The organism is Pseudomonas sp. BO3-4 (genome assembly GCF_034044115.1).
Classification (GTDB): domain Bacteria; phylum Pseudomonadota; class Gammaproteobacteria; order Pseudomonadales; family Pseudomonadaceae; genus Aquipseudomonas; species Aquipseudomonas alloputida.
In genome coordinates this window covers 1,918,408-1,942,820 of the sequence record NZ_CP139018.1, presented here as the reverse complement: position 1 = coordinate 1,942,820, position 24,413 = coordinate 1,918,408, and the positions used below count along the sequence as shown (strand labels likewise).

The window sequence follows — 24,413 nt, the reverse complement described above, 5'->3', positions numbered from 1 at the left end:
TTATCCATGGACAGCACCCGACACGTCGCACTCGCCCTCTCACAGGAAGCCCTATGAACGCACCCTCTTTCAGTCTGATCCTGGCCGATGGCCGCAAAGCCAGTGCCCAGGATGAAACGCCAGAGAGCGGTAGCCTGCGCCTCGACAGCAGCGCCGCCATCCCCTACCGGGAGGTCGACAACCGCATCGTCTTCGAGCAACTTCCGCCAGCATTTCCGGCCAGCGCGATGCTGGCAGTGCTGGCGACCCGTTTCTGCCACCGCAAACAATGCAACGAGGTGAATGTGCAGGTCCCTGGCGACCGGGAATTTGCCGTGCGTGCGGTACGCGAAGGCATTTTCGATCACTGGCAGGTCGACGACCAAGGCAGGCTTGCCCTGCGCTGTACCCGCCAGACCTTCTGGCAGCAACCCCTGCCATGGCTTCGCGAGCCGGCCAGCGTGCACACGGCCCCGCGTTATTGCTTCAGCGGCGAGAAACGCCACCCGCAACGCCCGCCCAAACCGGCGGGCGAAGTCTATCGACGCCATCTGCCGAAGCTGAACGCCACCTTTTCACTGCGCACCATCGACCCGGTGAAGGACCTTGCAGCCTTCAACCGCTGGATGAACCTGGAGCAAGTCGCGTTCTTCTGGGAGCAGACCGGCACTCCGGAAGAACATGCGCAATACATTCGCGAAATGCTCGACGACCCGCGCGTACACCCGCTGATCGGCTGCTTCGACGACGAACCCTTCGCCTACTTTGAAGTGTACTGGTGCAAGGAAGACCGCATCGCCCCCTACTACGACGTCGCCGATTACGACCGTGGCTGGCACGTGGTGATCGGCGAACCCAAGCACCAGGGCATCGGCAAACTGCGCGGCTGGTTCCGCTCGCTGATGCATTACATGTTCCTCGATGACCCACGCACCCAGCGGATTCTCGGCGAACCGCGCATCGACCATACGCGCCAGATCGACTTCCTCAAGTCCCAGGGGTTCGGCCACCTGAAGGACATTCAACTGGCCCACAAGAAAGCCGCTCTGCTGCGTCTGGAGCGCGAAGCCTTCTTTGATGACCACGTCCTTTGATCCGCCTGGAGAAGACTTCCCCATGATTCGCAAACCGCTCAGCGCGACCCGCGAGCTTGCCCAGTTGCTCAAGCCGTTCTGGCCCATCGTGCTGGTTTCCATACTGTTGGGCATCCTCGGCGGCTTCAGCGTCACCACGCTGCTGGCCACCATCAACCGCGCCCTCAACAGCGAAGCAGGGCTGACCCACGCCGTGCTGTGGTTGTTTGCCGGCCTCTGCGTGCTGACCTTGCTCAGCAGCATCTTCTCCGACATGGGCACCAATTTCGTTGGCCAGAAGATCATTGCCAAACTGCGCAAGGAGCTGGGCGAAAAAGTGCTTTCGGCGCCCATCGAGCAGATCGAGCGCTATCGCAGCCACCGCCTGATACCGGTGCTGACCCACGATATCGATACCATCAGCGATTTCTCGTTCGCCTTCGCCCCCCTGACCATTTCGCTGACGGTGACGCTGGGCTGCATGGGCTACCTGGCAACATTGTCCGGCCCGCTGTTCCTGCTGATGCTGCTGGCATTGGGCGCCGGCATCACCGCCCAGGTCATCGCCCGTACGCGCGGCATCAAGGGGTTCAATACCGCCCGCGAGGCCGAGGACGACCTGCAGAAGCATTACAACGCCATTGCCCAGGGCGCCAAGGAGCTGCGCATACACCGGCCGCGCCGGTATCGCATGTTCACCCGGCACATCCAGGGGATCAGCGAGCGGATCAGCGCCATCCAGATCAAGGCAGTCAATACCTACATCCTGGCCAAGACGTTCGGCTCGACGCTGTTCTTCATCGTCATCGGCCTGGCCCTGGCCCTGCAGAGCACCTGGACAAGCGTCGATCAGGCGGCAATGACCGGCTTCGTGCTGGTGCTGCTGTACATGAAAGGCCCACTGGACCATCTGGTCAGCGTACTGCCGCTGGTCAGCAAGGCACAGGTGGCATTCCAGCGCATTGCCGAGCTGTCAGAGCAGTTTTCCTCGCCCGAACCGAACCTGCTGCTCGACGGCCAAGGCGCACCGCGCCAAACCATCGACAGCCTGGAACTGCGCAATGTGCAGTACGCATTTCCGGCTGTCGAGGGCAGCACGCCGTTTCGCCTGGGCCCGGTGAACCTCACGATCAACCAGGGCGACATCGTGTTCATCGTCGGCGAGAACGGTTGTGGCAAGACCACGCTGATCAAGCTGCTGCTTGGCCTGTATGCGCCGCACAGTGGTGACATCCTGCTGGATGGTCAGCCGGTCTCGGTGCTTGACCGGGATGACTACCGACAACTGTTCACCACCATTTTCGCCGACTACTACCTGTTCGACGACGTGGTCCAGGGTGACCAGCAGATTCCCGACGATGCGACCCAATACCTGCAACGCCTGGAGATCGCGCACAAGGTCAGCGTACGTGACGGCGCCTTCACCACCACCGACCTGTCCACTGGGCAACGCAAGCGCCTGGCCCTGATCAGCGCCTGGCTGGAGCAGCGCCCGGTACTGGTGTTCGACGAGTGGGCAGCCGATCAGGACCCAACCTTCCGCCGCATCTTCTACACAGAGCTGCTGCCGGACCTCAAGCGCCTGGGCAAGACCATCATTGTCATCTCCCACGATGACCGCTACTTCGATATTGCCGACCAGTTGGTACACATGGACAGCGGCAAGGTTCGCACCGCAGCCCAGCCGGCCTGACCGGCTGCATCCCTCGCCCCGACCAGGTCGGTTACAACCCTGGCCGGGGCCTGCCCACCCGCCCCGTCACCCACACGCCCGCCGGTAAATTTGCCGTGCGGCGGCTCGTTTACTGGCCATACACCTCTCCAGAGGACAGCGGCCATTCGCCGGCAAGGCCGGCCCCCATGCTGCTGTCCTTCGCCTCGACTGCCACAGGGACCGCCATGCACGAATCACTGGATGCCGACTCGCTCGCTGAAGACTTGCTGGACGACGCCTTGCTCGCCCTCCTCCAGGATGAGCGGCCTGAACCCGACCGGATAGCACCACGCGAGAGCGCCGGGCCGGCCCCCCTCTCCTTCGCCCAGCAGCGCCTGTGGTACCTGCAGCAGTTCAACCCGCAGAGCGCGGCGTACAACCTGCCACGGGCACTGTCACTGAAGGGTGAACTGCATGGCCAGCAGCTGGCCATGGCCTTGCAGGCGGTGGTCGACCGCCATGACATCCTGCGCAGCAGGTTCGCCGAGGTCGAGGGCATACCGCAGCAGTTCGTCGAAGCCGACGCACGCCTCGAAATGCCCTGCGACGACCTGACCGCCATGCCCGCCACGCAACGCCCTCATGCATTGCAGCGGCTCATCGAAGCGGATGCGCTGGCACCGTTCGACCTCGGCAAGGCGCCCCTGATCCGGGCCCGACTGGTGAAAGTACAAGGTGACGAGCATGTGTTGCTGCTGAACATGCACCACATCGTTTCAGACGCCTGGTCCAATCCGATCCTGCTGCAGGACCTGCTGGGCGCCTATTCGCAGGCAGCCGCCCAGGGAGCCTGCAAGCTGCAACGGCCCGCCATCCAGTATGCCGATTACGCCATCTGGCAACGCCAGGCTTACCTGCAAAGCGATGCGTGCCAAGCGTCTGCCCGCTACTGGCATACCCGGCTGGGTGACGAACTGCAGCCGTTGATGTTGCCGGGTGACCTCGACCCGCGCTGCGCTGACGCACCGCCCGAGGGCACCAGTGCCCGCTACCATGGCCTGCAACTGGACGCCGAGGTGTTCCAGGCCCTGCTGCAGCTCAGCCGGCAGCAGGGCGTGCAACCCTTCGTCATCGCCCTGGCCGCCTGGCAGGTGCTGCTGGGCCGCTACAGCGGCCAGCGGCAATTCACCCTCGGCGTGCCCAGCGCCGGGCGCAACCGCAGCGAAACCCAGCAGCTGGTAGGTTTTTTCGTCAGCACCCAGATCTACCGCGCCGAACTCGACCCGCAGCAATCCGTGCAGACCCTGCTGCAAAACCTGCGGGAGCAGTCTATTGCGGCCCTGAGCCACAGCGACTACCCGATGGAGCTGTACCTGGAGACGCTGCAGCACAACGGCCAGGTGCTACCCACCCAGTTGTTCCAGGCGCTGTTCAACTGGCGCGTGGCCGGGACTGCCAGCGGCCCGCTGGCCCTGGGCCCACTGCAGCTGGACTTCCTCGATACCGCCAGCGCCCAGGCCAAATGCCTGATCGGCATCGACCTTGAATACGCAGCCGACGGCCTTGGCTTCAGCCTCGAATACGACTGCAGCCAGTTCAGCCACGCCACCGTGCAACGCATGGCCCGGCACTGGCAGAACCTGCTGCTGGCCATGGCCCGGGGGCCCGAGCAACGGCTGGGCGAGCTCGACATGCTGGGCACGCCGGAGCAGCAGGCCACCTTCGCCCAGTGGAACCCGGCCCCCGCCGAGCACCCGGCCGATCAGGCCCTGCACAGCCGCATCGAGGCCCAGGTGCAGCGCACCCCCGATGCCATCGCCGTCACCTGCGAGGGCCAGGCCCTGAGCTATGCCCAGCTCAACCAGCGTGCCAACGCCCTGGCCCGGCGCCTGGTCGACGACGGGGTCGGGCCCGACGTGCTGGTCGGCCTGGCTGCCGAGCGCTCGCTGGACATGGTCGTTGGCATCTTCGCCATCCTCAAGGCTGGCGGTGCCTATGTGCCGCTGGACCCGGCCTACCCGGCCGACCGTTTGGCCTACATGATCGAAGACAGCGGCCTGCAGCGCCTGCTGGCCCAGCCCCAGGTGCTGGCCAGCCTGCCGGTGCCGGCAGGCGTGCGCGTGCTCAGCCTGGAAGGCAACGATGACAGCACCCAGGCCGACCCGCTGGCCTGCTCGCCGGTCACGGTCAGCCCGGACAACCTCGCCTACGTGATCTACACCTCCGGTTCCACCGGCAAGCCCAAGGGCGTGCTGCTGCCGCAGCGCAACGTGCTGCGCCTGTTCACGGCCACCGACGCCGACTTCCGCTTCGGCAGCGACGACGTGTGGAGCCTGTTCCACTCCTATGCCTTCGACTTCTCGGTGTGGGAAATCTTCGGCGCCCTGCTGTACGGCGGGCGCCTGGTGATCGTGCCGCAGCACACCAGCCGCTCACCCGAGGCCTTCTACCAGTTGCTGGCCGATGAACAGGTCACGGTGCTGAACCAGACCCCGTCGGCGTTCAAGCAACTGATGGCGGTGGCCACCACGGCCGAGCCGCAGCGGCCACTGGCACTGCGCAGCGTGGTGTTCGGGGGCGAGGCGCTGGACGTCAACAGCCTGGCACCGTGGTTCGAACGCTTCGGCGACCGCCAGCCGCAGCTGGTGAACATGTACGGCATCACCGAAACCACCGTGCATGTCAGCTACCGGCCGCTGTCGCTGGCCGACCTGGGCAAGGCGGCCAGCAGCCCGATGGGCTTGCCGATCCCCGACCTGTCCTGGTATGTGCTCGACGGCGACCTGAACCCGGTAGCCAAAGGCTGCATCGGCGAGCTGTACGTCGGCCGCGCCGGCCTGGCGCGCGGCTACCTCAAGCGCAGCGACCTGAGCGCCACACGCTTCGTGCCGGACCCGTTCGGTGCCCCTGGCGGGCGCCTGTACCGCACCGGTGACCTGGCGCGCTACCACGCCGACGGGGTGATCGAGTATGTGGGACGCATCGACCACCAGGTGAAGATCCGCGGCTTCCGCATCGAGCTGGGGGAAATCGAAGCCCGCCTGCAGGCGCAGCCGCAGGTGCGCGAGGCCCTGGTGCTGGCCCAGGAAGGCGCGACCGGCCAGCAGCTGGTGGCCTACCTGATCCCCGCTGCCGAGGTAGCGCTGGAGCAGCAGGCCGGGCTGCGCGCGCAACTGCGCGAACAGTTGAAGGAAGCGCTGCCGGACTACATGGTCCCGGCGCACCTGCTGCTGCTCGACCGGTGGCCGCTGACAGCCAACGGCAAGCTCGACCGCAAGGCCCTGCCCAAGGCCGATGCCAGCCTGCTGCAGCAAGCCTACAACGCTCCCCAGGGCGCGCTGGAACAGGCCTTGGCCACGTTGTGGCAAACCGCGCTCAACGTCGAACGTATCAGCCGCGACGATCACTTCTTCGAACTGGGTGGCCACTCGTTGCTGGCCATCCAGCTGCTGGCCAGCATCAAGCAGGCACTGGGCCTGACAGTGCGTATCCAGGACCTGCTCGCCTACCCCCGCATCGACCTGTTGGCTGCACATCTGGGCCGTGAGCATGCCTGTGCGAGCCCGTGCATCGTGCCCCTCAACCGCCCGGCCACACCGCTGCCTGCATTGTTCTGTATCCACCCCAGCGGCGGCATGGTCTTCAGCTATCAGCCGCTGGCCAGGTGCCTGGAACCGCAGGCTTGCGTCTACGGCGTGCAGCACCGGGGCGGCAGCCCGGCGCCGGCCGAACAGCAGGGCTGGCAAGCGATGATCACCGACTACACCGCACAGATCCGCCAGGCACAACCGTCCGGGCCATACCGCCTGATGGGCTGGTCCCTGGGCGGCAGCATTGCCTGGGACATCGCCCGGCAGCTGGAACAGGCCGGCTGCGAAGTCGCATTCCTGGGGCTGGTCGACAGCACCCTGCCCGAGGCGCAGTTGAGCCGCGCCGCGTTCCCCCTTCACACCCCTCGCCCAGCCCGCCACAGCGATACGCCGGGCCAGCGCGAGCTGCAAGACACCGTCGAGCTGTTCGGGCTGTTGTTCCCGCAGGCCAAACAGGCCGCCGCCGAGCAGCTGCACGCCAACCCTACTCAGGACGTCAAGGCGTTCTACCAGTGGGCCACGGCGCACCTGGCTGACGCTGGCAGCGATGTCCAGGGCGTGCTGGCCAGTGCCAAGGCCCAGATCATGAATGCCCAGGCGTTCGACATCCACGATCAGCTGGAAGCGAGCTTCGCCGATTTCACCCTCACTCCGCTCAGGGTCAAGCCCAGCTGCTGGTGGTCGCAGGTGCACAAGAGCGCAGCACACATTCACGCCGCCGAGCAGGTCATCCGCCAGTTCTGCGCAGGGGGTGAGCTGGACGTTTCGCTGCACTCACCCTACCCACACGAAACCATGATGCTGGAGCAGCCCCTGATCGACTCGTTCATCGAGGCGTTCGGCCGTAGCTGCCCGGCACCCTGAATACCCCGTCACACCTGCCAAAAAGGAAACGTTCGCCATGAAGTGCGCCCCCTACACCGTCACCGGCCTGGCCCTTGCCCTGGCCATGGCGGCCTGCCCGCTACTCGCCCAGGCTGCCAGCAAGACCCCGGGCGAGGTCTTCCAGGATTGCAAGGCCGGCTGCCCGGAAATGGTCGTGCTGCCTGCGGGCAGTTTCGTCATGGGCACGCCGGATGACGAACCGGGCAAGCAGCCCGACGAAGGCCCGCAACATACCGTGACCTTCGCCAAACCCTTCGCCATCAGCCGCTTCCAGGTCACCGCCGGCGAGCTGGATGCCTATATCAAGGAAACCGGCGTGGTCATCAAGGACGGTGACAAACGCCCAGGGCGCCTGTGCCAGGCCAGCAAGCCTCGCTACCCGCAAGGGCCGCGCCAGCCGGCAGTGTGCGTTGATTACTACGATGTGCAGGCCTATGCGCAGTGGCTGAGCAAAAAGACCGGCCACACTTACCGCATGCTCAGCGAGGCCGAACGCGAGTACGCGGCACGGGCCGGCTCCACCGGGCCGTTCCCGTTCCCGTTCGATGAAGAAGGCGACTACCAGATCAGCAAGCACGCCAATACCTACGGCCCCAAGGACGGCTACAGCTACACCTCACCGGTAGGCAGCTATCCGCCCAATGCCTTTGGCGTCTATGACATGCACGGTAACGTGTATGAATGGGTCGCCGACTGCTACCACAAGGACTACGTCGGCGCGCCCAGCGATGGCAGCGCCTGGATGGAGGCCGACGGCGGGCTTTGCCAGGCGGCGCACATGCGCGGGAATGACTGGGGTGAAGCGCCGATCTTCTCGCGTTCGGGCAATCGCAATGATCGCGAACGCACGGTACGTGGCGACTTCCTGGGCTTTCGTGTAGCGCGGGAGCTGTGACCTGGCGCAGGCCATCTGGGCGGGGTACCCGCCAAGATGGCCTGCGTGGCCCCAGGTTCAGAACTGTGGGGTGTATTTGACCGAGAACATGAAGTTGCGAGGGTCGCCGTAGTAGTTGTTGGCACTGACCGCAGCATACGACGGGATGTAGTACACCTTGTCGAAGATGTTGTTGAAGTTGACCGCCAGGCTGACTTCATCGCTGACCTTGTAACCAAGGCGCGCATTCCAGATGGTGAAGCCGGGCGAATCGAATTTGCGGTCGTAGGCAACGGTGCTGCTCTGGCTGTTGAAACCGCCACCGACACTGAAGCGGCTGAAGTCACCAGGCAGGGTGTAGTCCGTCCACACCTTCACCGAGTGTTTCGGCGTCCAGGTGGAGAAGATCTTGCCCTCGTTCGTGTTGTCCTTGAGGTACTTGGTGGTGTTGTAGACGTAACTGGCCGACGCTTGCAGGCCTGGCAGCACCTCACCGTTGATCTCGGCTTCAAGGCCTTGGCTACGCACTTTGCCAGACGCTGCCGCGCAGTTGGAGCCGCCACACAACGATTCGGTGTTCAGAATCGGCACCGCGCGGTTTTCATGGTCATAGCGGAACAGCGCGACGCTGGTATTGACCTGGCCGTCGTTGAGCTCGCCCTTCAAGCCCAGCTCGTAGTTGCTACCTGTGATCGGCTCGATCGTGGAACCACCCACGCCAATGGCACTCTGCGGGATGAAGACGTCGGCATAGCTGGCGTAGGCCGACCATTGCGGCGTCAATTCGTAAACCAGGCCCGCGTAGGGGGTGACAACACCGTTGTTGGCCTTGGAGGCCGGGCTGTCGTATTGATGGACGCCGGCCTGATAGACCTGGGAATCGTAATCATAGGAGTACCAGCTGGTACGCCCGCCCAGGATCAAGGTCAGCGGGTCGGTCAGCTTGACGCGCCAGGTACCGTAGATACCTTTCTGCACGATCTTGTACTGGCTGTCGGTACGCGTGCCACGGGCCGCCAGGCTGTCGTAGTTCTCGAAGGGCAAGTGGTTGTCGAGATCGAAAATGTTCGCCCCCGCGCTGCGCACCACCGCCATGGTGTTGTCGCTGGTGAAGCGTGAGTAGTTACCGCCGAAGACCACTTCCTGGTCGAAGCCAAAACCGTTGAAGTCGCCATCGACGAACATGTCCAGGCCACGGCTGTGGGAGTTGAAATCAGTGGCATAGCGCCAGTCGAACAACCCAGACCCATCGTTGGCCAGGCCGGTCGGCGCTACCACGTAGGCGTAGGTCATTTCGTTGCGCTCGTTGATCGCCACCGCCGCGGTCTTGAACTTCCAGTGGTCGTTGAAGCGGTGCTCGAGGTCGACATACAACGCCAGCTGCTCGGTCATGCCGCGGTTCCAGTCGGAGCCGGTGAAGGTCGAGCGCGACAAGCCTACGTCCCGGCCATCACTGAAGCGCGGCAAACCGGCGACCATGGGCGTGAAACGCGTCTTGCGATCGCTGATGCCGACACCGAGGGTGGTGTCTTCAGACAGGTCGAAGTCCAGCGCACCGTAGACCTTCTGCTCCCAGCCGCCCACATAGTCGATGAACGAGTTGCGCGTATCGTAGTCGACCACGGCACGCCCACGGATGTTGCCCGCCTCGTTCAGCGGGCCGCCAACGTCAACCTGGGTGGCATAGTGGTCCCAGGAACCGGCCTGGGCGGTCAGGGTGACTGTCGGCTTGGCCTGGCCGCGCTTGCGCACGAAGTTGATCGCGCCACCGGGGCTGTTGGCCCCTTGCAGCAGCGCAGCGCCGCCACGCAGCAGTTCGACACGGTCATAGAATGCCGTCGGTTCCGTCAGGTAGCTGCCCAGCGCGTAGATGCCACGGGTCATGGGCACGCCATCGTACTGCAGCGAATCGATTTCAAAACCGCGCGAGGTGATGAAGCCGCCGGTACCCGGGCTTTTGGCGAAGGTCATGCCCGGCGCGTTGGCCAACAGCGTCGGCAAGTCGGTGATGTTCTGGTCATCCATGCGCTTGCGGGTCATCACCGACACGCTCTGCGGAATGTCCTTGAGCTTGTGTTCGCTCTTGCCGATGGTGACGCCACCGGTGGTATACGAGTTGCTGCCTTCGGTGGTCACGCCCAACGTGTTGCCCGTGATGCTGGTGGTGCCCAGCTCCAGCGCCGAGGACGCTGGCCGCTCACGCCGCACCAGGGTCAGGGTATCGCCCTCCAGGCTGTAGCTGACCGGCAAGCCGCGCAACAGCTTGGCCACTGCCGCATCGACGGTGTAGCTGCCACGCACTTCATTGCCACGCAGGTCGGCCATTTCCGAGGCGTTGTAGATGAACTGCACATCGGCCTGCTCGCCAAGCGCACGCAGGGCGTTGGGCAGCGACTGGGCAGCGATGTCGAAGTTGACCCCCTGAGCCCAGACCTGGGCGGCCATGGGCAGCATCAATGCGGCGCCCAGCACCCCTTTGCCGAGCAACGCCCGTGATGAGCGGGCGCTGATCGAGCGGGACATGCAAAGCGCCTTGACCAATGGTTTGAACTCGAAAAATCCTGCTGGCATGGTATTTCTCTATTTATATCGTGTAATGAAATCGTCCCGCGCCCGCCAACGGCCCCCAAACGGCCGAGCTGCCCATCCTCCCCCGGACAGATCCCGCGACAGACGCCTGACACGCAAGTCAAAACGGCTTGCCACGTGTGGCTTTCAGCGCGCTCCTACATAAGACGCATCACCCTGGAAAATCCAGAATGAGAATTTTTTGCATTAGTATCTCGCCGGCATCCTTCCACGCAATCGGCACGGCAGTACGGGGGAGGCAATGCAAAAGACCCCAGGGGCGGGTTGCCCGCCCCTGGGCGTGGTGAGGCTCAGCGGCTCTTTTCCAGCAGCCGGGCTTTTTCTTCAGGGCTCATGCTGTCGAGCCGCAGACGGGCCTGGGCCAGCTTGAGCAACTGGCCAGGGTTGGCTTCGCGCTCGCGCAGCGCCTGGGCAAGGGTGGCAACCGTAGCGTGGTCGAAGATGACGCCTGGATTGATGTCGCACTGCAGCAACTTGCGAATACCTGCCGCCAGCTTGATGACCAGCAGCGAATGCCCGCCCAGTGCAAAAAAGTCCTGCTCGATGCCCACTTGCTCCAGCCCCAGCAGTTGCGCCATGCGCTGCGCAATCACGGTTTCCAGTGCATCACGCGGGGCCAGCAGCCCCGCCGCAGGTTCATTGCCCACCTGCCGCAACGCTTGCCGGTCGAGCTTGCCGTTGCCCAGGCGCGGCAACCGCGGCAATGCCTGCAGGGTACGCGGCAGCATCACCGCCGGCAGTTGCCGGGCAAGATACTCGCGGACCGCGTCCAGGGCAGCCGCCGTGGCCTCGTCGCGCAAGCTGACATACGCGCTCAGCGCTTCTCCATCGCACAACACCGCCGCCTCGACCACCTGCGGTGCACCCGACAGCTGTGCCTCGATCTCCGCCAGCTCGATGCGGAAGCCGCGTACCTTCACCTGATGGTCGCGCCGGCCTTGCAGCTCGATAGCACCGTCCGGGCGATAGCGGGCCAGGTCGCCGGTGCGGTAAAGCCGCTCGCCCGCCACGAACGGGCTCTCGACGAACGCCGGCGGGTCACTCTGCACGTCTTGCAGGTAGCCGCGACACACCTGCTGCCCACCGACATACAGTTCGCCCAGCACGCCGGTGACCGCCAACTGCAAGTGCTGATCCAGCACATAGACCTGGTTGTTGGGCAACACCTGCGACAACCCGAGGGTGCCGGTCGGTACCGCCCGAACCGGATGCACCATGACCCCGACCGTGGTTTCGGTCGGGCCGTAATGGTTGAACAGCTTGCAGTCCGGACGTATCTGCAACAGGCGCTGCAGCAACGCCGCGCTCGGGGCTTCCCCGCCCAGGATGACGGTGGCCGGTACTGCCGGTGCCTTCGACTCCAGCAGCGCGCTCAGGTGCGACGGCACGATCTTCAGGCAGTCGATTGCCTGCTGCTCGAGGTACGCAGCAAACAGTTCAGCATCCTTCATCACCTCGTCGGCGGCCACGTGCAGTGTCGCACCCACATACAAGGCTGCGAACAGCGTCGTATGGCCAAGGTCGGCCGACACCGTCGAGCCGAATGCGAAGTGACGACAGCCCTCCAGCGCCAGCGTGTGGCACACGCCTGCGGTGTAGTTCAGCAGTTGCCGGTGCTCGACCACCACGCCTTTGGGGGTGCCTGTCGAGCCCGAGGTGAACAGGACATAGGCGGCATCGCTGGCGCTGGCGGCGTGCGGTTGCAGCCGTGCAGTGTCAACCGCCAGCGGGTACAGGCTGTCGAGGCTCAGCGCCTCTATGCCCTGCTCACGCAGGCTGGCCACCGCTGCCGGTTCGACCAGCACCTGCGTGGCGCCGGCCTGTGTCATCAGGCGCACCTGCCGGGCAACGGGCCAGTGCGGCTCCAGCGCCAGGTAGGCTGCGCCGACACGCCAACTGGCCAACATCGCCACGACCCAGTCCAGCGAACGCGGCAGCGCCAGTGCCAGCACCGCCCCGGGTTGCACGCCAGCCTGCTGCAGCGCCAGCGCCAGGCGCTGCACTGCCAACTCCAGTTGGGCGTAACTCAGGCCCGCGTCACCTGCGACCAGCGCCAGCGCGTCGGGGGTGTCGATTGCCCACTGGCTGATCTGGGCCGCCAGTGATGTCTCGGCCAGTGGTTGCGGCGCGGGGTTGATCGACAGCAGGCGCTGGCGCTCGGCTTCACCCAGCAGGTTCAACTGCCGCAGCGGGCGGTCCGGCGCCTGGACGATGCTGCGCAGCAATTCAATGTACTGCTCCAGCAGGCCTTGCATGCCGCGCGCACTGTAGCGCCCGGCCAGGTAATCCAGGCTCACGGTAATCGGTTGGTCAGCACCCGCTGCTGGGCAAATGCGCAGCTGCAGCTCGATGCCCGTCGGCAGGCGCGGCACCAGTAGCTCGCCCTGCCAGCACAGCCCGCCGGCAACCTGCGGCGCGAGCGCCGGCGTAGTGGAAAACGCCACGGTCGGCACGGCTGTGGGCACCCATTCCGGTACCCAGTACTCCTGCCACGCCACATGCTGCTCCAGCGCGGCGCCGAGCGCTGCAAGGTGCTCGCCGAAACGGGTTTCGTCAGCCCACTGCAGGCACAACGGCAATAACTTGCTGAACGCCCCCGCACTGTTCGCGAAGTAGTCATAATCCTGTCGCGCATCGTGCTGCCAGGCGCCCAACAACCGGTTGCTGTCGCCAAGCCGGCCCAGCAAGGCCCACCAGGCCGCCTGCAGCAGCGTGTCCAGGCTGGCCTGACGGGCGTCGGCCAGGCGTTGCAACTGCCCCTGCAAGGCCAGCGGCAGATTCACCTGATGGTGTGCCTGATGCGTCGCTGGCTGGTCCTGGCGATAGGCTGGCCAAGGCGCGCTCATGCCCTGCTCCGTTGGCATCAGGTGCCCTTGCCAGTAGCCACGGGCTGCCGCTGCATCCTCATCCTGGGCCACTTCGGCACGCCACTCCAGATACTGCCCGAAGGCTTCAGGCAGGTCTTCATCCGGCACGGCTGGCGTGTCATACAACGCCGCCAGGTCACGGTACAGCATGGCCATGCCAGCCGCGTCGCAGGCAAAGCCCGCCACCCCCAGCCATAGATGCCATTGCCCGGCATCGGCGGCCGGTACCAGCAAGGCCTGGGCGGCTGGCAGCTGGTCGATTTCGAAGCGCTGCTGCAACCAAGGCTCGAGCAGTGCCGGCGCACCTGCCTCGGCCTGCACTGCCAGCGTCAGGGCTGGCCGCCGGGCGCCGATGAACTGGCGCATGCCGCGGTATCCCGGGGCAGTGCCCAGGCGCCCGGCCAATATCGGGTGGCGCTCGACCAAGCGCTCAAGCGCCTGGCTCAGGCGCGCCGGGTCCGGCCGGCCCTGAACGCTGATCTTCAGCAGCGTCGCGGCCTGTGACCAGTCCGGGCAAGCGGGCAAGGCATCGAGCCAGTGTTGCTGGTCGACGGTCAGGGCAAAACCGATGTCCTCGGCCTGGTCTACGTAACTGTTCATCCCTGGGCCTCCTCGGTCGCCATCACCTGCATGGCCGCAGCCGCCTCCAGCGCGGCCCGGTCGAACATGTCGCCCATCGCCACGACGATCTTGCGTGGCCCCTCGTACGGGTCACGGGCATGCGCCGCCAGCATGTTGTCGACCAGGATCACGTCGCCTTTCTGCCATTGGAACCGCACGGCACAGGCTTCATACAGCTCGCCGATCAGTTGCATGTCCTGGTCGGGGATCGGCGAACCATCGCCGAAGTACACATGCCGTGGCATGCGCTCCAGGCCGAACATGGCCAGCAGGTCTTCACGCGCATCCGGCTCCAGCCAATAGATGTGGTGCAGCTGCACCTGATTGAAGAACGAGCGTGCGCCGGTGATCGGGTGCGTGATGATTGCCGGGCAGCGGGTGCGGGTCTGCAACTCGTCGTTGTCCAGCCAGCGCCATTCGATGCCAGCGGCACGGCAACGGGCCTCGACCTCGGCGCGGTCATCGGTGCGGAAGAAATGCTGCCATGGCACGTCGAGCTTGTCGGCGAACGTGCGCACATACAGCAGCCCTTTGTCCTCGAGGGTTTGCCGCAGTGCCTGCGGCAGCTTTTCGTACATCAGGCGGCAGTCGACCACCGGCGTGGCACCGCCGACCGGCGAAGGCTGCTCGCAATAGAACATCTGCTTGCGCGGCCAGCTGTCCTGGTGCGCACTCTCGTTATGGAACAAGATCATTTTGGTTTCCGGGTAAGGCGTGGAGCGGTAGGTGTTCTTGCCCCCCTCCTTCTTCGGCAGGTCACCGTATTGACCGTAAAGCCCCGGCTGTACAGCTTCGGCGAATGCTTCAAACCCCTGGATACCCTCCAGGGCAAAGCCGCGGAACAGGATCCCCGCATGCTCGCCCAGCTTGCGCTCGACCAGCGGCCGGTTGTTGCGCACCCACTCGATCAGGTCGATCGATGCGTCGCCAGGCTCGACGAGCAACGGGAACAGCTGGCCTGGTACCAGCAGCGACTCGCGCACCGCAGCCCGTGGCGGTGCAGCTGCAGTGGCGCCGGCAGAGCGCTTGAGGAATTTGCCCAGCTTGTCGGCCTTGCTGGCCGGGGCGCTTACCGGTGTGCTGCCAGCCAGGGCGCCACCCTGTAATGGAACGTTCATCGCTTGCCACCTCATATCCTGAACACTGACGATCTGTTCGAGCATCGCGATCCATGCGCTGACGAGTCGCTGGATATGCTCTTGCCTGAAAAGCGTTGTCGCAAACTGCCAGTTGCCACTGAGCTGCCCGGCCTCCTGTTCGATGAACAGGGCCATGTCGAACTTCGAATAGAGCGCCGTGGCGGGCAGCGCCTGCACGGTAATGTCGGCCAGGGCTTCGCTGCGTACGGGCAGGTTGTTCATCACGAACAGCACCTGCACCAGCGGGTTCATGCCGCGCACCCGCGGGGCGCCATGGGCCTCGACGATCATGTCGAACGGCAGGTCCTGATGCTCCAGGGCCGCGAGCAAGGTGCGCTGGGTGCCCTGCACGAAGTCACCGAAGGCCAGCCCATCGCTCACCCTGGAACGCAGCGGCAATACATTGACGAAGAAGCCGATCAGGCCTTCCAGTTCGCTGTGCTGGCGGCCTGCGGTGTCGGCCCCGACCAGTACGTCGTGGGCACCGCTGGTCTGGTGCATCAACCACTGGAACGCCGCCAGCAGCGTGCTGTACAGGGTCACCCCGGCCTTGGCCGCGAACTGGCCAAGCGCATCGGTCAATGCCGGCGACAGGCTAAAGTCCACCGCACCGCCGGCATGGGAGGCCTGCTCGCTGCGCGGCTGTTCCAGTGGCAGCTCAAGGCGGCCGGTATGGCCCGCCAAGGCCTGTTGCCAGTAGCTTGCCTGGCGCTGCAGCTCACCCGCCTGCTCGAGGGCCTGCTGCCACAAGGCAAAGTCTGAATACTGCAGCGGTAACGGCGCCAGAAGGTGGGTCTGCCCTGGGGCGCTGTGACGGTAGATTTCAACCAGGTCGCGGACCAGCACGCCCATCGACCAGCCATCGGAGATGATGTGGTGCATGGTGAAGAACAGCACATGTTCCTGGTCTGCCAGGCGCGCCAGACGGCAGCGCAACAACGGCGCATGCTCCAGTGCAATCGGTGTGCTGGCGTTGGCCAGGGTGGCTTCGGCAATGCACCGTTGCTGCTCCTGCGGGCTGAACCCGGACCAGTCGTCGAGGGCGATATCCACCTCGATCCGGTCGGCAATCAGCGCCAGCGGATCACCCTCGTCGTCCTGCACGTAGGCCGTACGCAACACTTCATGTCGCTGCGCCAGCGCGTTCAGGCTGTTGCGCAACACCTCGACCTGCAGCGGCCCTTGCAGGCGCAGGGCCAATGGCATGCCGTAAGCAGCGCTGCCCCCGGACAATTGCTCGGCAACCCACAAGCGCCGCTGCATCAACGACAACGGTGCGGTGGCTTTTTCTCCATGGGCCAATAGCTCGACACCGTGCGCGGTCGCAGCCTTGCCAGCGCCGCCGAGCGCTGCCAGCAGGCGCTCCAGCACCGGGTGATCGAACAGGTCACGCAACGTCACTTGCACACCCGGCAGCTTGCGCATCCGCGATACCGCCTGGGTCGCCAGCAACGAGTGACCACCCAGCTCGAAGAAGTGGTCGCCAAGGCCCACCCGCTCAAGGCCGAGCACCTCCTGCCAGATACCCGCAACGTGCTGCTCGAGCGGGGTTTGCGGCGCCCGGTAGGCCTGCTGCAGGGCGCTGTTGTCGGGCTTGGGCAAAGCCTTGCGGTCGAGCTTGCCGTTGGCCGTCACCGGCCAGGCCTGCACCTGCAGGATGTGCGTTGGCACCATGTAGTCCGGCAGGCTGCCCTTGAGCTGTTCGCGAAGGCTGTCGCGCAGTTCGGCGGCGTCCACTGCCATGCCCTGCTCTTCGGCCAGTACGTAGGCCACCAGCTGCTGGCCATGCCCGCTGTCCTGGGCCAGCACCACCGCCTCGCGCACCTGCGGGTGCTCCAGCACCCGTGCCTCGATTTCACCCAGTTCGATACGCAGCCCGCGCACCTTCACCTGATGGTCGATGCGCCCGCAGTACTCGATCACCCCGCTGTCGCGGTAGCGCGCCAGGTCGCCGGTGCGGTACAGCCGCTGGCCGTGGCTGCCGAACGGGTCGGGCACGAAACGCTCGGCCGTCAGCGACGGGCGACGATGGTAACCACGCGCCAGGCCCTGGCCACCGAGCATCAGCTCGCCCATGGCCACCTGCGGCAAGGCTTCGAACGCCGGGCCAAGGATGTGCGTGTACAGGTTGGCGATCGGCTGGCCGATCGGCACACTGTCACGACCCTCGTCGACACAGGTCCAGTGGGTGACGTCGATCGCTGCCTCGGTCGGCCCGTACAGGTTGTGCAGGCGGGCACCGGGCAGGTGGCTGAACACCTGCTGCTGGGTGTCCACCGCCAGCGCCTCGCCGCTGCAGATCACCTGCCGCACGCTGTGGCAGCGCTGCAGGCCCGGCTCGCGGACGAACACCTGCAGCATCGACGGCACGAAATGCAAAGTGGTGACCTGGTGGCGGTCGATGGTGTCGATCAGCCGCTCCGGCTCGCGATGCTCCCCCGGCGCCGCCAGGGCCAGCCGTGCACCGGTCATCAGCGGCCAGAAGAATTCCCACACCGACACGTCGAAGCTGAACGGGGTTTTCTGCAACACCGTGTCGGCGCTGTCCAGCGCATACGCCTGCTGCATCCACGCCAGCCGGTTGTACAGCGCCAGGTGGCGGTTGCCGGCGCCTTTCGGCCGCCCGGTCGAGCCGGAGGTATAGATCACGTAGGCCAGGTTCTCCGGGTGCAGCCGGCACGCCGGCACCTGCCGCGCGTAACCGCCCAGCTCGCCGGGCTGGTCCAGCAGCAGCACCTGCCCGGCAAACGCCGGCAACTGCTCGCGCAAGTGCGCCTGGGTCAGCAGCAGCTCAATGCCGCTGTCTTCGAACATGTAGGCCAGCCGCTCGGCCGGGTAGTCCGGGTCCAGCGGTACATAGGCGGCGCCGGCTTTAAGGATCGCCAGCAGGCCAACGACCATTTCCAGCGAGCGCTCGGCGGCGATACCCACCAGGCTTTCCGGGCCGACGCCCTGTTCGATCAGCTTGTGCGCCCATTGGCTGGACAGCTCGCTCAACGCCCGGTAGCTCATGCGCTGGTCGCCGAACAGCAGTGCCGTGGCGTCTGGCTGGCGACGCGCCTGCGCCTCGAACAGCTGGTGCACGCGCCAGTCGCCGGGGTAGTCGGTGGCGGTGTCGTTAAGGTCATGCAGCACCGCTTGCGTCTGCTGCGGGCTCAGCATCGGCAACTCGCCCAACGCCGTTTCGGCGCTGCTCTCAAGCATCTGCTGCAACACCTGCAACAGGTGCTCGCCAAGTTGCTCGGCCAACCGGGCACTGAACCGTGCCCGATCGGCTTTCAACTGCAGCGACAGGTGCGTACCCAGGTTAACCACCAGCGTCAGCGGGTAGTTGGTCTGTTCGTGGTTCGCCACCTCACCAAACACCAGGCTGCTGGTGGTATCGGCCTGCAGCGCTTCGGACACCGGGTAGTTCTCGAACACCAGGATGCTGTCGAACAGCGCTTCGCCGCCCTGCCCGGCCCAGCGCTGGATATCGAACAATGGCGTGTGATCGTACTCACGCAGGGCGATGTTCAGCGCCTGCACGGTGTCCAGCCAATCACCCAGCGCTTGCTCCGGGCGTGGGCTGGCAATGACCGGCAAGGTATTGATGAACAGGCCGATCTGCTGCTCGATGCCCTTGAGTTCGGCCGGCCGCCCAGCCGTGGTCGCACCAAAGGCGACGCAGGCCTGGCCGGTATAGCGCTGCAGCACCAGCAGCCAGGCCGCTTGCACCACGGTATTGACGGTGACCCTGCGCTCACGGGCAAAGGCGTCCAGGCGGGCGGTCTGCCGGACATCCAGTTGCTGTACCCGCTCGACCTGCCCCTGCCCTTCACTACCGGCTGCCCAGTCCGTGGCCCTGGCCAGCAAAGTGGGTGCATCCAGGTCTTGCAACTGGCGGGTCCAGAACGCCTGGCGGGCTGCGCCATCCTGGCGCTGCAACCAGGCAATGTAGTCACGGAAGCGCCCCGGCCCTTGCTCCGGCACGCTGCCGTGGTAGCGCTGCAGCACCTCGCCCAGCAGCCGGGTATTGCTCCAGCCGTCCATCAGGATGTGGTGGCTGGTGTAGATCAGGTGATAACGCTGCGCGTCCAGGCGAATCAGGGTCAGGCGCAACAGCGGCGGCCGGACCAGGTCGAAGCCGGCCGCGCGGTCTGCAGCAGCGAACGCCTCCAGCGCATCGGCAAGGTCGTCACGGCCACGCCAGTCATGCACCGCGAACGGCAATTGCGCCTCACGCTGAATGATCTGCAACGGGCTGGCCAGCTCACCCCAGATGAAGCTGCCACGCAGCAGGTCATGGCAGTCGACTGCCGCTTGCCAGGCAGCACGGAAGCGCTCGGGATCCACGCCAGTCACATCGACCCGCAGCTGGTTGATGTAATCCCCGCCCTGCTGCAGCAGCGTATGGAACATCATGCCTTGCTGCATGGGTGAAAGCGGGAAGATGTCTTCGACCATCGCTGGCGGCAGCGGCAGGCTGTCGAGCTGGGCCTGGGTCAGGCCGGCCAGCGGAAAGTCCGACGGCGTCATGCCGGCGTGTTCGCGCTGGCAGCAGTGTTCGACCAGGGCGCGCAGCTCGTGGCTGTATTCATCGGCCAGGCGCTGTACGGTGGCGACTTCGAACATGTCGCTGCTGAAGGTCCAGCCCAGGCTCAGCTCACCGGCGTAGACCTGGCCATTGAGCGTCAGCCAGTTACCCAATGACGCGTCCAGGCTTTGCTCATCGCCTTTGGGGTCTGCGCAGGGCACCAGCAGCGCCTGTTCATCGGTCGCCAGGTGGCCATCCAGCTGGCCCAGATAGTTGAAGGTGATGCGCGGCACCGGCAAGGCACGCAGGCACTCACGGCTGGCAGCGTCTGCCAGGTAGCGCAGCACACCATAGCCAATGCCCTTTTCGGGCACGGCGCGCAGCTGTTCCTTGACCTGCTTGATCGACCCATCCAGCGTTGCCGCCGGGCTCAGCCGCAGTGGGAACAGGCTGGTGAACCAGCCGACCGTGCGGCCCAGGTCGAGGTTGTCGAACAGCGCTTCGCGCCCGTGCCCTTCCAGCTCGATCAGGGTCGAGGGTTCGCCGCTCCAGCGGCAGATTACCCGCGCAAGCGCAGTCAGCAGCAGGTCGTTGACCTGGGTACGATAAGCGGCCGGGGCCTGCTGCAACAGCTGTCGGGTCAGCGCCTCGTCCAGGTGGCTGTAGACCGTGTGGGCGTACCGGTTGCTCAGGGTGCCAGCGCTGTTGTCCTGCGGCAGGCTGCCGCTGGCATGGCTCAACTGCGCCTGCCAATAGCCCAGTTCGGCCTGCAACGTGTCGCTGCCGGCGTAGGCCTGCAGCTGTTCGGCCCAGGCCCTGAAGGCACTGGTCTTGGCGGGCAACTGTGGCACCTGCCCGGCCGCACACTGTTGGTAGGCCCGGTGCAGGTCCTCCAGCAGAATACGCCAGGACACCCCATCGACGACCAGATGATGGATCGCCAGCAACAGGCGCTGACTGCCGTCCGCCAAGGTTGCCAGCACCGCGCGCAGCATCGGCCCATCGGCCAGGTTGAGGCTGCGCTGGGCCTCGGTGCCCAAAGCCTGCAGCTCACCGGCATCGGCCAGTGTCGCGCACCATAGCAAAGGTGGCTGTACCGGCCCGGCAGGCCGGTAGCTGGCCTGCCACTGCCCATCAACCTCGACGAAGCTCAGGCGCAGGCTGTCGTGGTGCGTGACCAAGGCCTGCAGCGCCTGCTCCAGTGCCTGTGCATCAAGCACTTGCAGCGGGCGGAACAGCACCGACTGGTTCCACTGCTGGCGGTCGGCAATGGCTGTGTCGAAGAAGGCATGCTGCACCGCCAGCATCGGGGTTGGCCCGTGCAATGGGCGCTGGTCGGCCTGTGCCGCACACCCCACCTGGGCGACTGCAGCCAGGTCTTGTACCGTCTGGTGCTGGAACAGGTCCTTGGTGGTGAAGCGGATGCCCGCCTGGCGGGCGCGGCTGACCACCTGGATCGAGACGATCGAGTCGCCACCGAGGGTGAAGAAGTTGTCGCTGCGGCCGACCCGCTCCAGCTTGAGCAGGTCCTGCCAGATCGCCGCGATCTGCTGTTCCAGCGGACCTTGCGGTGCACTGTAGGCCTGCTGCAGGGCGCTGTTGTCGGGCTTGGGCAAGGCCTTGCGGTCGAGCTTGCCGTTAGCCGTCACCGGCCAGGCCTGCACCTGCAGGATGTGCGTCGGCACCATGTAGTCCGGCAGGCTGCCCTTGAGCTGTTCGCGAAGGCTGTCGCGCAGTTCGGCGGCGTCCACTGCCATGCCCTGCTCTTCGGCCAGTACGTAGGCCACCAGCTGCTGGCCATGCCCGCTGTCCTGGGCCAGCACCACCGCCTCGCGCACCTGCGGGTGCTCCAGCACCCGTGCCTCGATTTCACCCAGTTCGATACGCAGCCCGCGCACCTTCACCTGATGGTCGATGCGCCCGCAGTATTCGATCACCCCGCTGTCGCGGTAGCGCGCCAAATCCCCGGTGCGGTACAGCCGCTGGCCGTGGCTGCCGAACGGGTCGGGCACGAAACGCTCGGCCGTCAGCGACGGGCGACGATGGTAACCACGCGCCAGGCCCTGGCCACCGAGCATCAGCTCGCCCATGGCCACCTGCGGCAGGGCTTCGAACGCCGGGCCAAGGATGTGCGTGTACAGGTTGGCGATCGGCTGGCCGATCGGCACGCTGTCACGCCCTTCGTCGACACAGGTCCAGTGGGTGACGTCGATCGCTGCCTCGGTCGGCCCGTACAGGTTGTGCAGGCGGGCACCGGGCAGGTGGCTGAACACCTGCTGCTGGGTGTCCACCGCCAGCGCCTCGCCGCTGCAGATCACCTGCCGCACGCTGTGGCAGCGCTGCAGGCCCGGCTCGCGGACGAACACCTGCAGCATCGACGGCACGAAATGCAAAGTGGTCACCTGGTGGCGCTCGATGGTGTCGATCAGCCGCTCCGGCTCGCGATGCTCCCCCGGCGCCGCCAGGGCCAGCCGTGCACCGGTCATCAGTGGCCAGAAGAACTCCCACACCGACACGTCAAAACTGAACGGGGTTTTCTGCAACACCGTGTCGGCGCCGTCCAGCGCATACGCCTGCTGCATCCATGCCAGCCGGTTATACAACGCCAGGTGGCGGTTGCCGGCGCCTTTCGGCCGCCCGGTCGAGCCGGAGGTGTAGATGACGTAGGCCAGGTTCTCCGGGTGCAGCCGGCACGCCGGCACCTGCCGCGAGTACCCGTCCAGTTCGCCGGGCTGGTCCAGCAACAGGACCTGCCCGGCAAACGCCGGCAGCTGCTCGCGCAGGTGGGCCTGGGTCAGCAGCAGTTCGATGCCGCTGTCTTCGAACATGTAGGCCAGCCGCTCGGCCGGGTAGTCCGGGTCCAACGGTACATAGGCGGCACCAGCCTTGAGGATCGCCAGCAGGCCAACGACCATTTCCAGCGAACGCTCGGCGGCGATACCCACCAGGCTTTCCGGGCCGACACCCTGTTCGATCAGCTTGTGGGCCCACTGGCTGGACAGCTCGCTCAACGCCCGGTAGCTCATGCGCTGGTCGCCGAACAGCAGTGCCGTGGCATCCGGCTGGCGACGCGCCTGCGCCTCGAACAGCTGGTGCACGCGCCAGTCGCCGGGGTAGTCGGTGGCGGTGTCGTTAAGGTCGTGCAGCACCGCTTGCGTCTGCTGCGGGCTCAGCATCGGCAACTCGCCCACCGGCTGTTGCGGCTGGGCTACCACACTGTGCAGCAGATGCTGCCAATGCTGCCCCATGCGCTCGACGCTTGGCGCGTCGAACAGGTCGGTGGCGTAGGTCAGCGATGCCCACAGGCCATCCGCGGTCTCGACCGTGTCCAGGGTCAGGTCGAACTGGGCGTTCACTTCTTCCCACGCCAGCACTTCCACGCTCAAGCCTGGCAGCTGTGTGGCCCCTGGCAGCCGGCGCTCGGCGCTGCGATGGTTGAACATGACCTGGAACAACGGGCTGCGGTTCAGGCTCCGTTCGACCTGCAGCGCATCCACCAGTTGCTCGAAAGGCAAGTCCTGATGCGCCTGGGCCTCCAGCGCACTGGCCTTGACCTGCTGCAACAGGCGGACGAACGGCTGGTGCGTATCGATGTCGGCCTTGTGCACCTGGGTATTGACGAAGAAGCCGATCAGGCCTTCGGTTTCCTTGCGCGTGCGGTTGGCGACCGGCACGCCGACGCGGATGTCCGACTGCCCGGTGTAGCGGTGCAACAGGCACTGGAAGGTCGCCAGCAACAGCATGAACAGGGTCACCCCTTCGCGCCGTGCCAGTTGCCGCAGGCCATCGGCCAGTGCCGGGCTCAGTGGCAGGTCGATGCGGGCGCCACGGTAGCTGCTGTGCAACGGCCGCGGGCGATCAGCGGGCAGCGCCAGCACAGGCTGCTCACCGCCCAGCTGGGCGGTCCAGTAGGCTAGCTGGCGCTGCCGTTCGCCGCCATCCATCCATTGACGCTGCCAGGCGGCATAGTCGGCGTACTGGATCGGCAACGCCGGCAGGCTGGCTGGCTGGCCGCTGCTGTACGCGCGATACAGGTGCACCAGCTCCTGCACCATCAGCGCCAGCGACCAGCCATCCGAGACAATGTGGTGCTGGGTGATCAGCAACACATGATCGTCCGGCCCCAGGCACAGCAGGCTGGCCCTCAGCAGCGGGCCCTGGGCCAGGTCGAACGGCTGGCGGATTTCTTCGGTGATACAGGTGCGCAGCCGCGCCGCCCGGTCCTCGCCGGGCGCCAGGGCCAGGGTGTGCTTGGCAATGCTCACCGGCGCGGGGGCATGGATCACTGGTGTGGTGCGCTCACCGTCAGTGGCGAAGGTGGTGCGCAGCGACTCGTGGCGCGCCACCAGCGCATCGAAGCTTTGCTGCAGGGCAGCCAGGTCCAGTGCGCCGCGCAGGTTCAGCGCACTGGGCAGGTGATAGGCGGCGCTGTCTGGCTCAAGGTGCCAAAGAAACAGCTGCCGCTCCTGGGCGAAGGACAGCGAAAGCGGCTCGGTCGGATCGCGTCGAAAAACAGGTGCCACGCTGTACAGATCGACACCTTGCTGCTTGAGCAGCACCGCCAGCGCCTTGCGTTGCTTTGCCGACAGTGTTGCTACCGATTCGATTAACTTTTGCACGCCCTTC

At 65.5% G+C, this 24,413-nt stretch carries 7 protein-coding genes; 4 read left to right on the top strand and 3 right to left on the bottom strand.

Annotated elements, in window-relative coordinates; genetic code table 11:
- The first annotated feature begins 53 nt into the window (after window positions 1–53).
- The 4 genes from REH59_RS08850 (at window position 54) to REH59_RS08835 (ending at window position 8,076) form a co-directional block, all read left to right on the top strand.
- Window positions 54–1,073 carry a GNAT family N-acetyltransferase gene (locus REH59_RS08850; protein WP_003251532.1) on the top strand — a complete coding sequence of 340 codons (1,020 nt, stop codon included), beginning with the start codon at window positions 54–56 and terminating at the stop codon, window positions 1,071–1,073.
- Window positions 1,074–1,095: 22 nt separating this feature from the next.
- Entirely contained in the window at window positions 1,096–2,745 is a 1,650-nt protein-coding gene (locus REH59_RS08845; RefSeq protein WP_014859687.1) for a cyclic peptide export ABC transporter, read from the top strand.
- A gap of 206 nt (window positions 2,746–2,951) precedes the next feature.
- Window positions 2,952–7,160 (top strand): amino acid adenylation domain-containing protein, encoded by a 4,209-nt coding sequence (locus tag REH59_RS08840; protein WP_265536624.1) that lies wholly within the window; start codon window positions 2,952–2,954, stop codon window positions 7,158–7,160.
- A gap of 37 nt (window positions 7,161–7,197) precedes the next feature.
- Window positions 7,198–8,076, top strand: coding sequence for a formylglycine-generating enzyme family protein (locus REH59_RS08835; protein WP_003255995.1), 879 nt, complete (start codon window positions 7,198–7,200; stop codon window positions 8,074–8,076).
- 57 nt (window positions 8,077–8,133) lie between these two features.
- Here the strand turns inward: REH59_RS08835 and REH59_RS08830 are convergent, their stop codons facing one another.
- The 3 genes from REH59_RS08830 to REH59_RS08820 all read right to left on the bottom strand — a co-directional run bounded on the left by REH59_RS08830 (window position 8,134) and on the right by REH59_RS08820 (window position 24,406).
- Window positions 8,134–10,626, bottom strand: a complete 2,493-nt coding sequence (locus tag REH59_RS08830; protein ID WP_012051731.1) for a TonB-dependent siderophore receptor — start codon at window positions 10,624–10,626, stop codon at window positions 8,134–8,136.
- Between the two features lie 308 nt (window positions 10,627–10,934).
- A complete protein-coding gene (locus REH59_RS08825) occupies window positions 10,935–14,111 on the bottom strand; it encodes a non-ribosomal peptide synthetase (protein ID WP_265536623.1) in 3,177 nt (1,058 codons plus the stop codon).
- The gene (locus tag REH59_RS08820) at window positions 14,108–24,406 is read right to left on the bottom strand and encodes a non-ribosomal peptide synthetase (protein ID WP_320450484.1); all 10,299 of its coding nucleotides are present in this window, start codon (window positions 24,404–24,406) and stop codon (window positions 14,108–14,110) included. The genes REH59_RS08825 and REH59_RS08820 overlap by 4 nt, the downstream gene beginning before the upstream one ends.
- Window positions 24,407–24,413 lie beyond the last annotated feature (7 nt).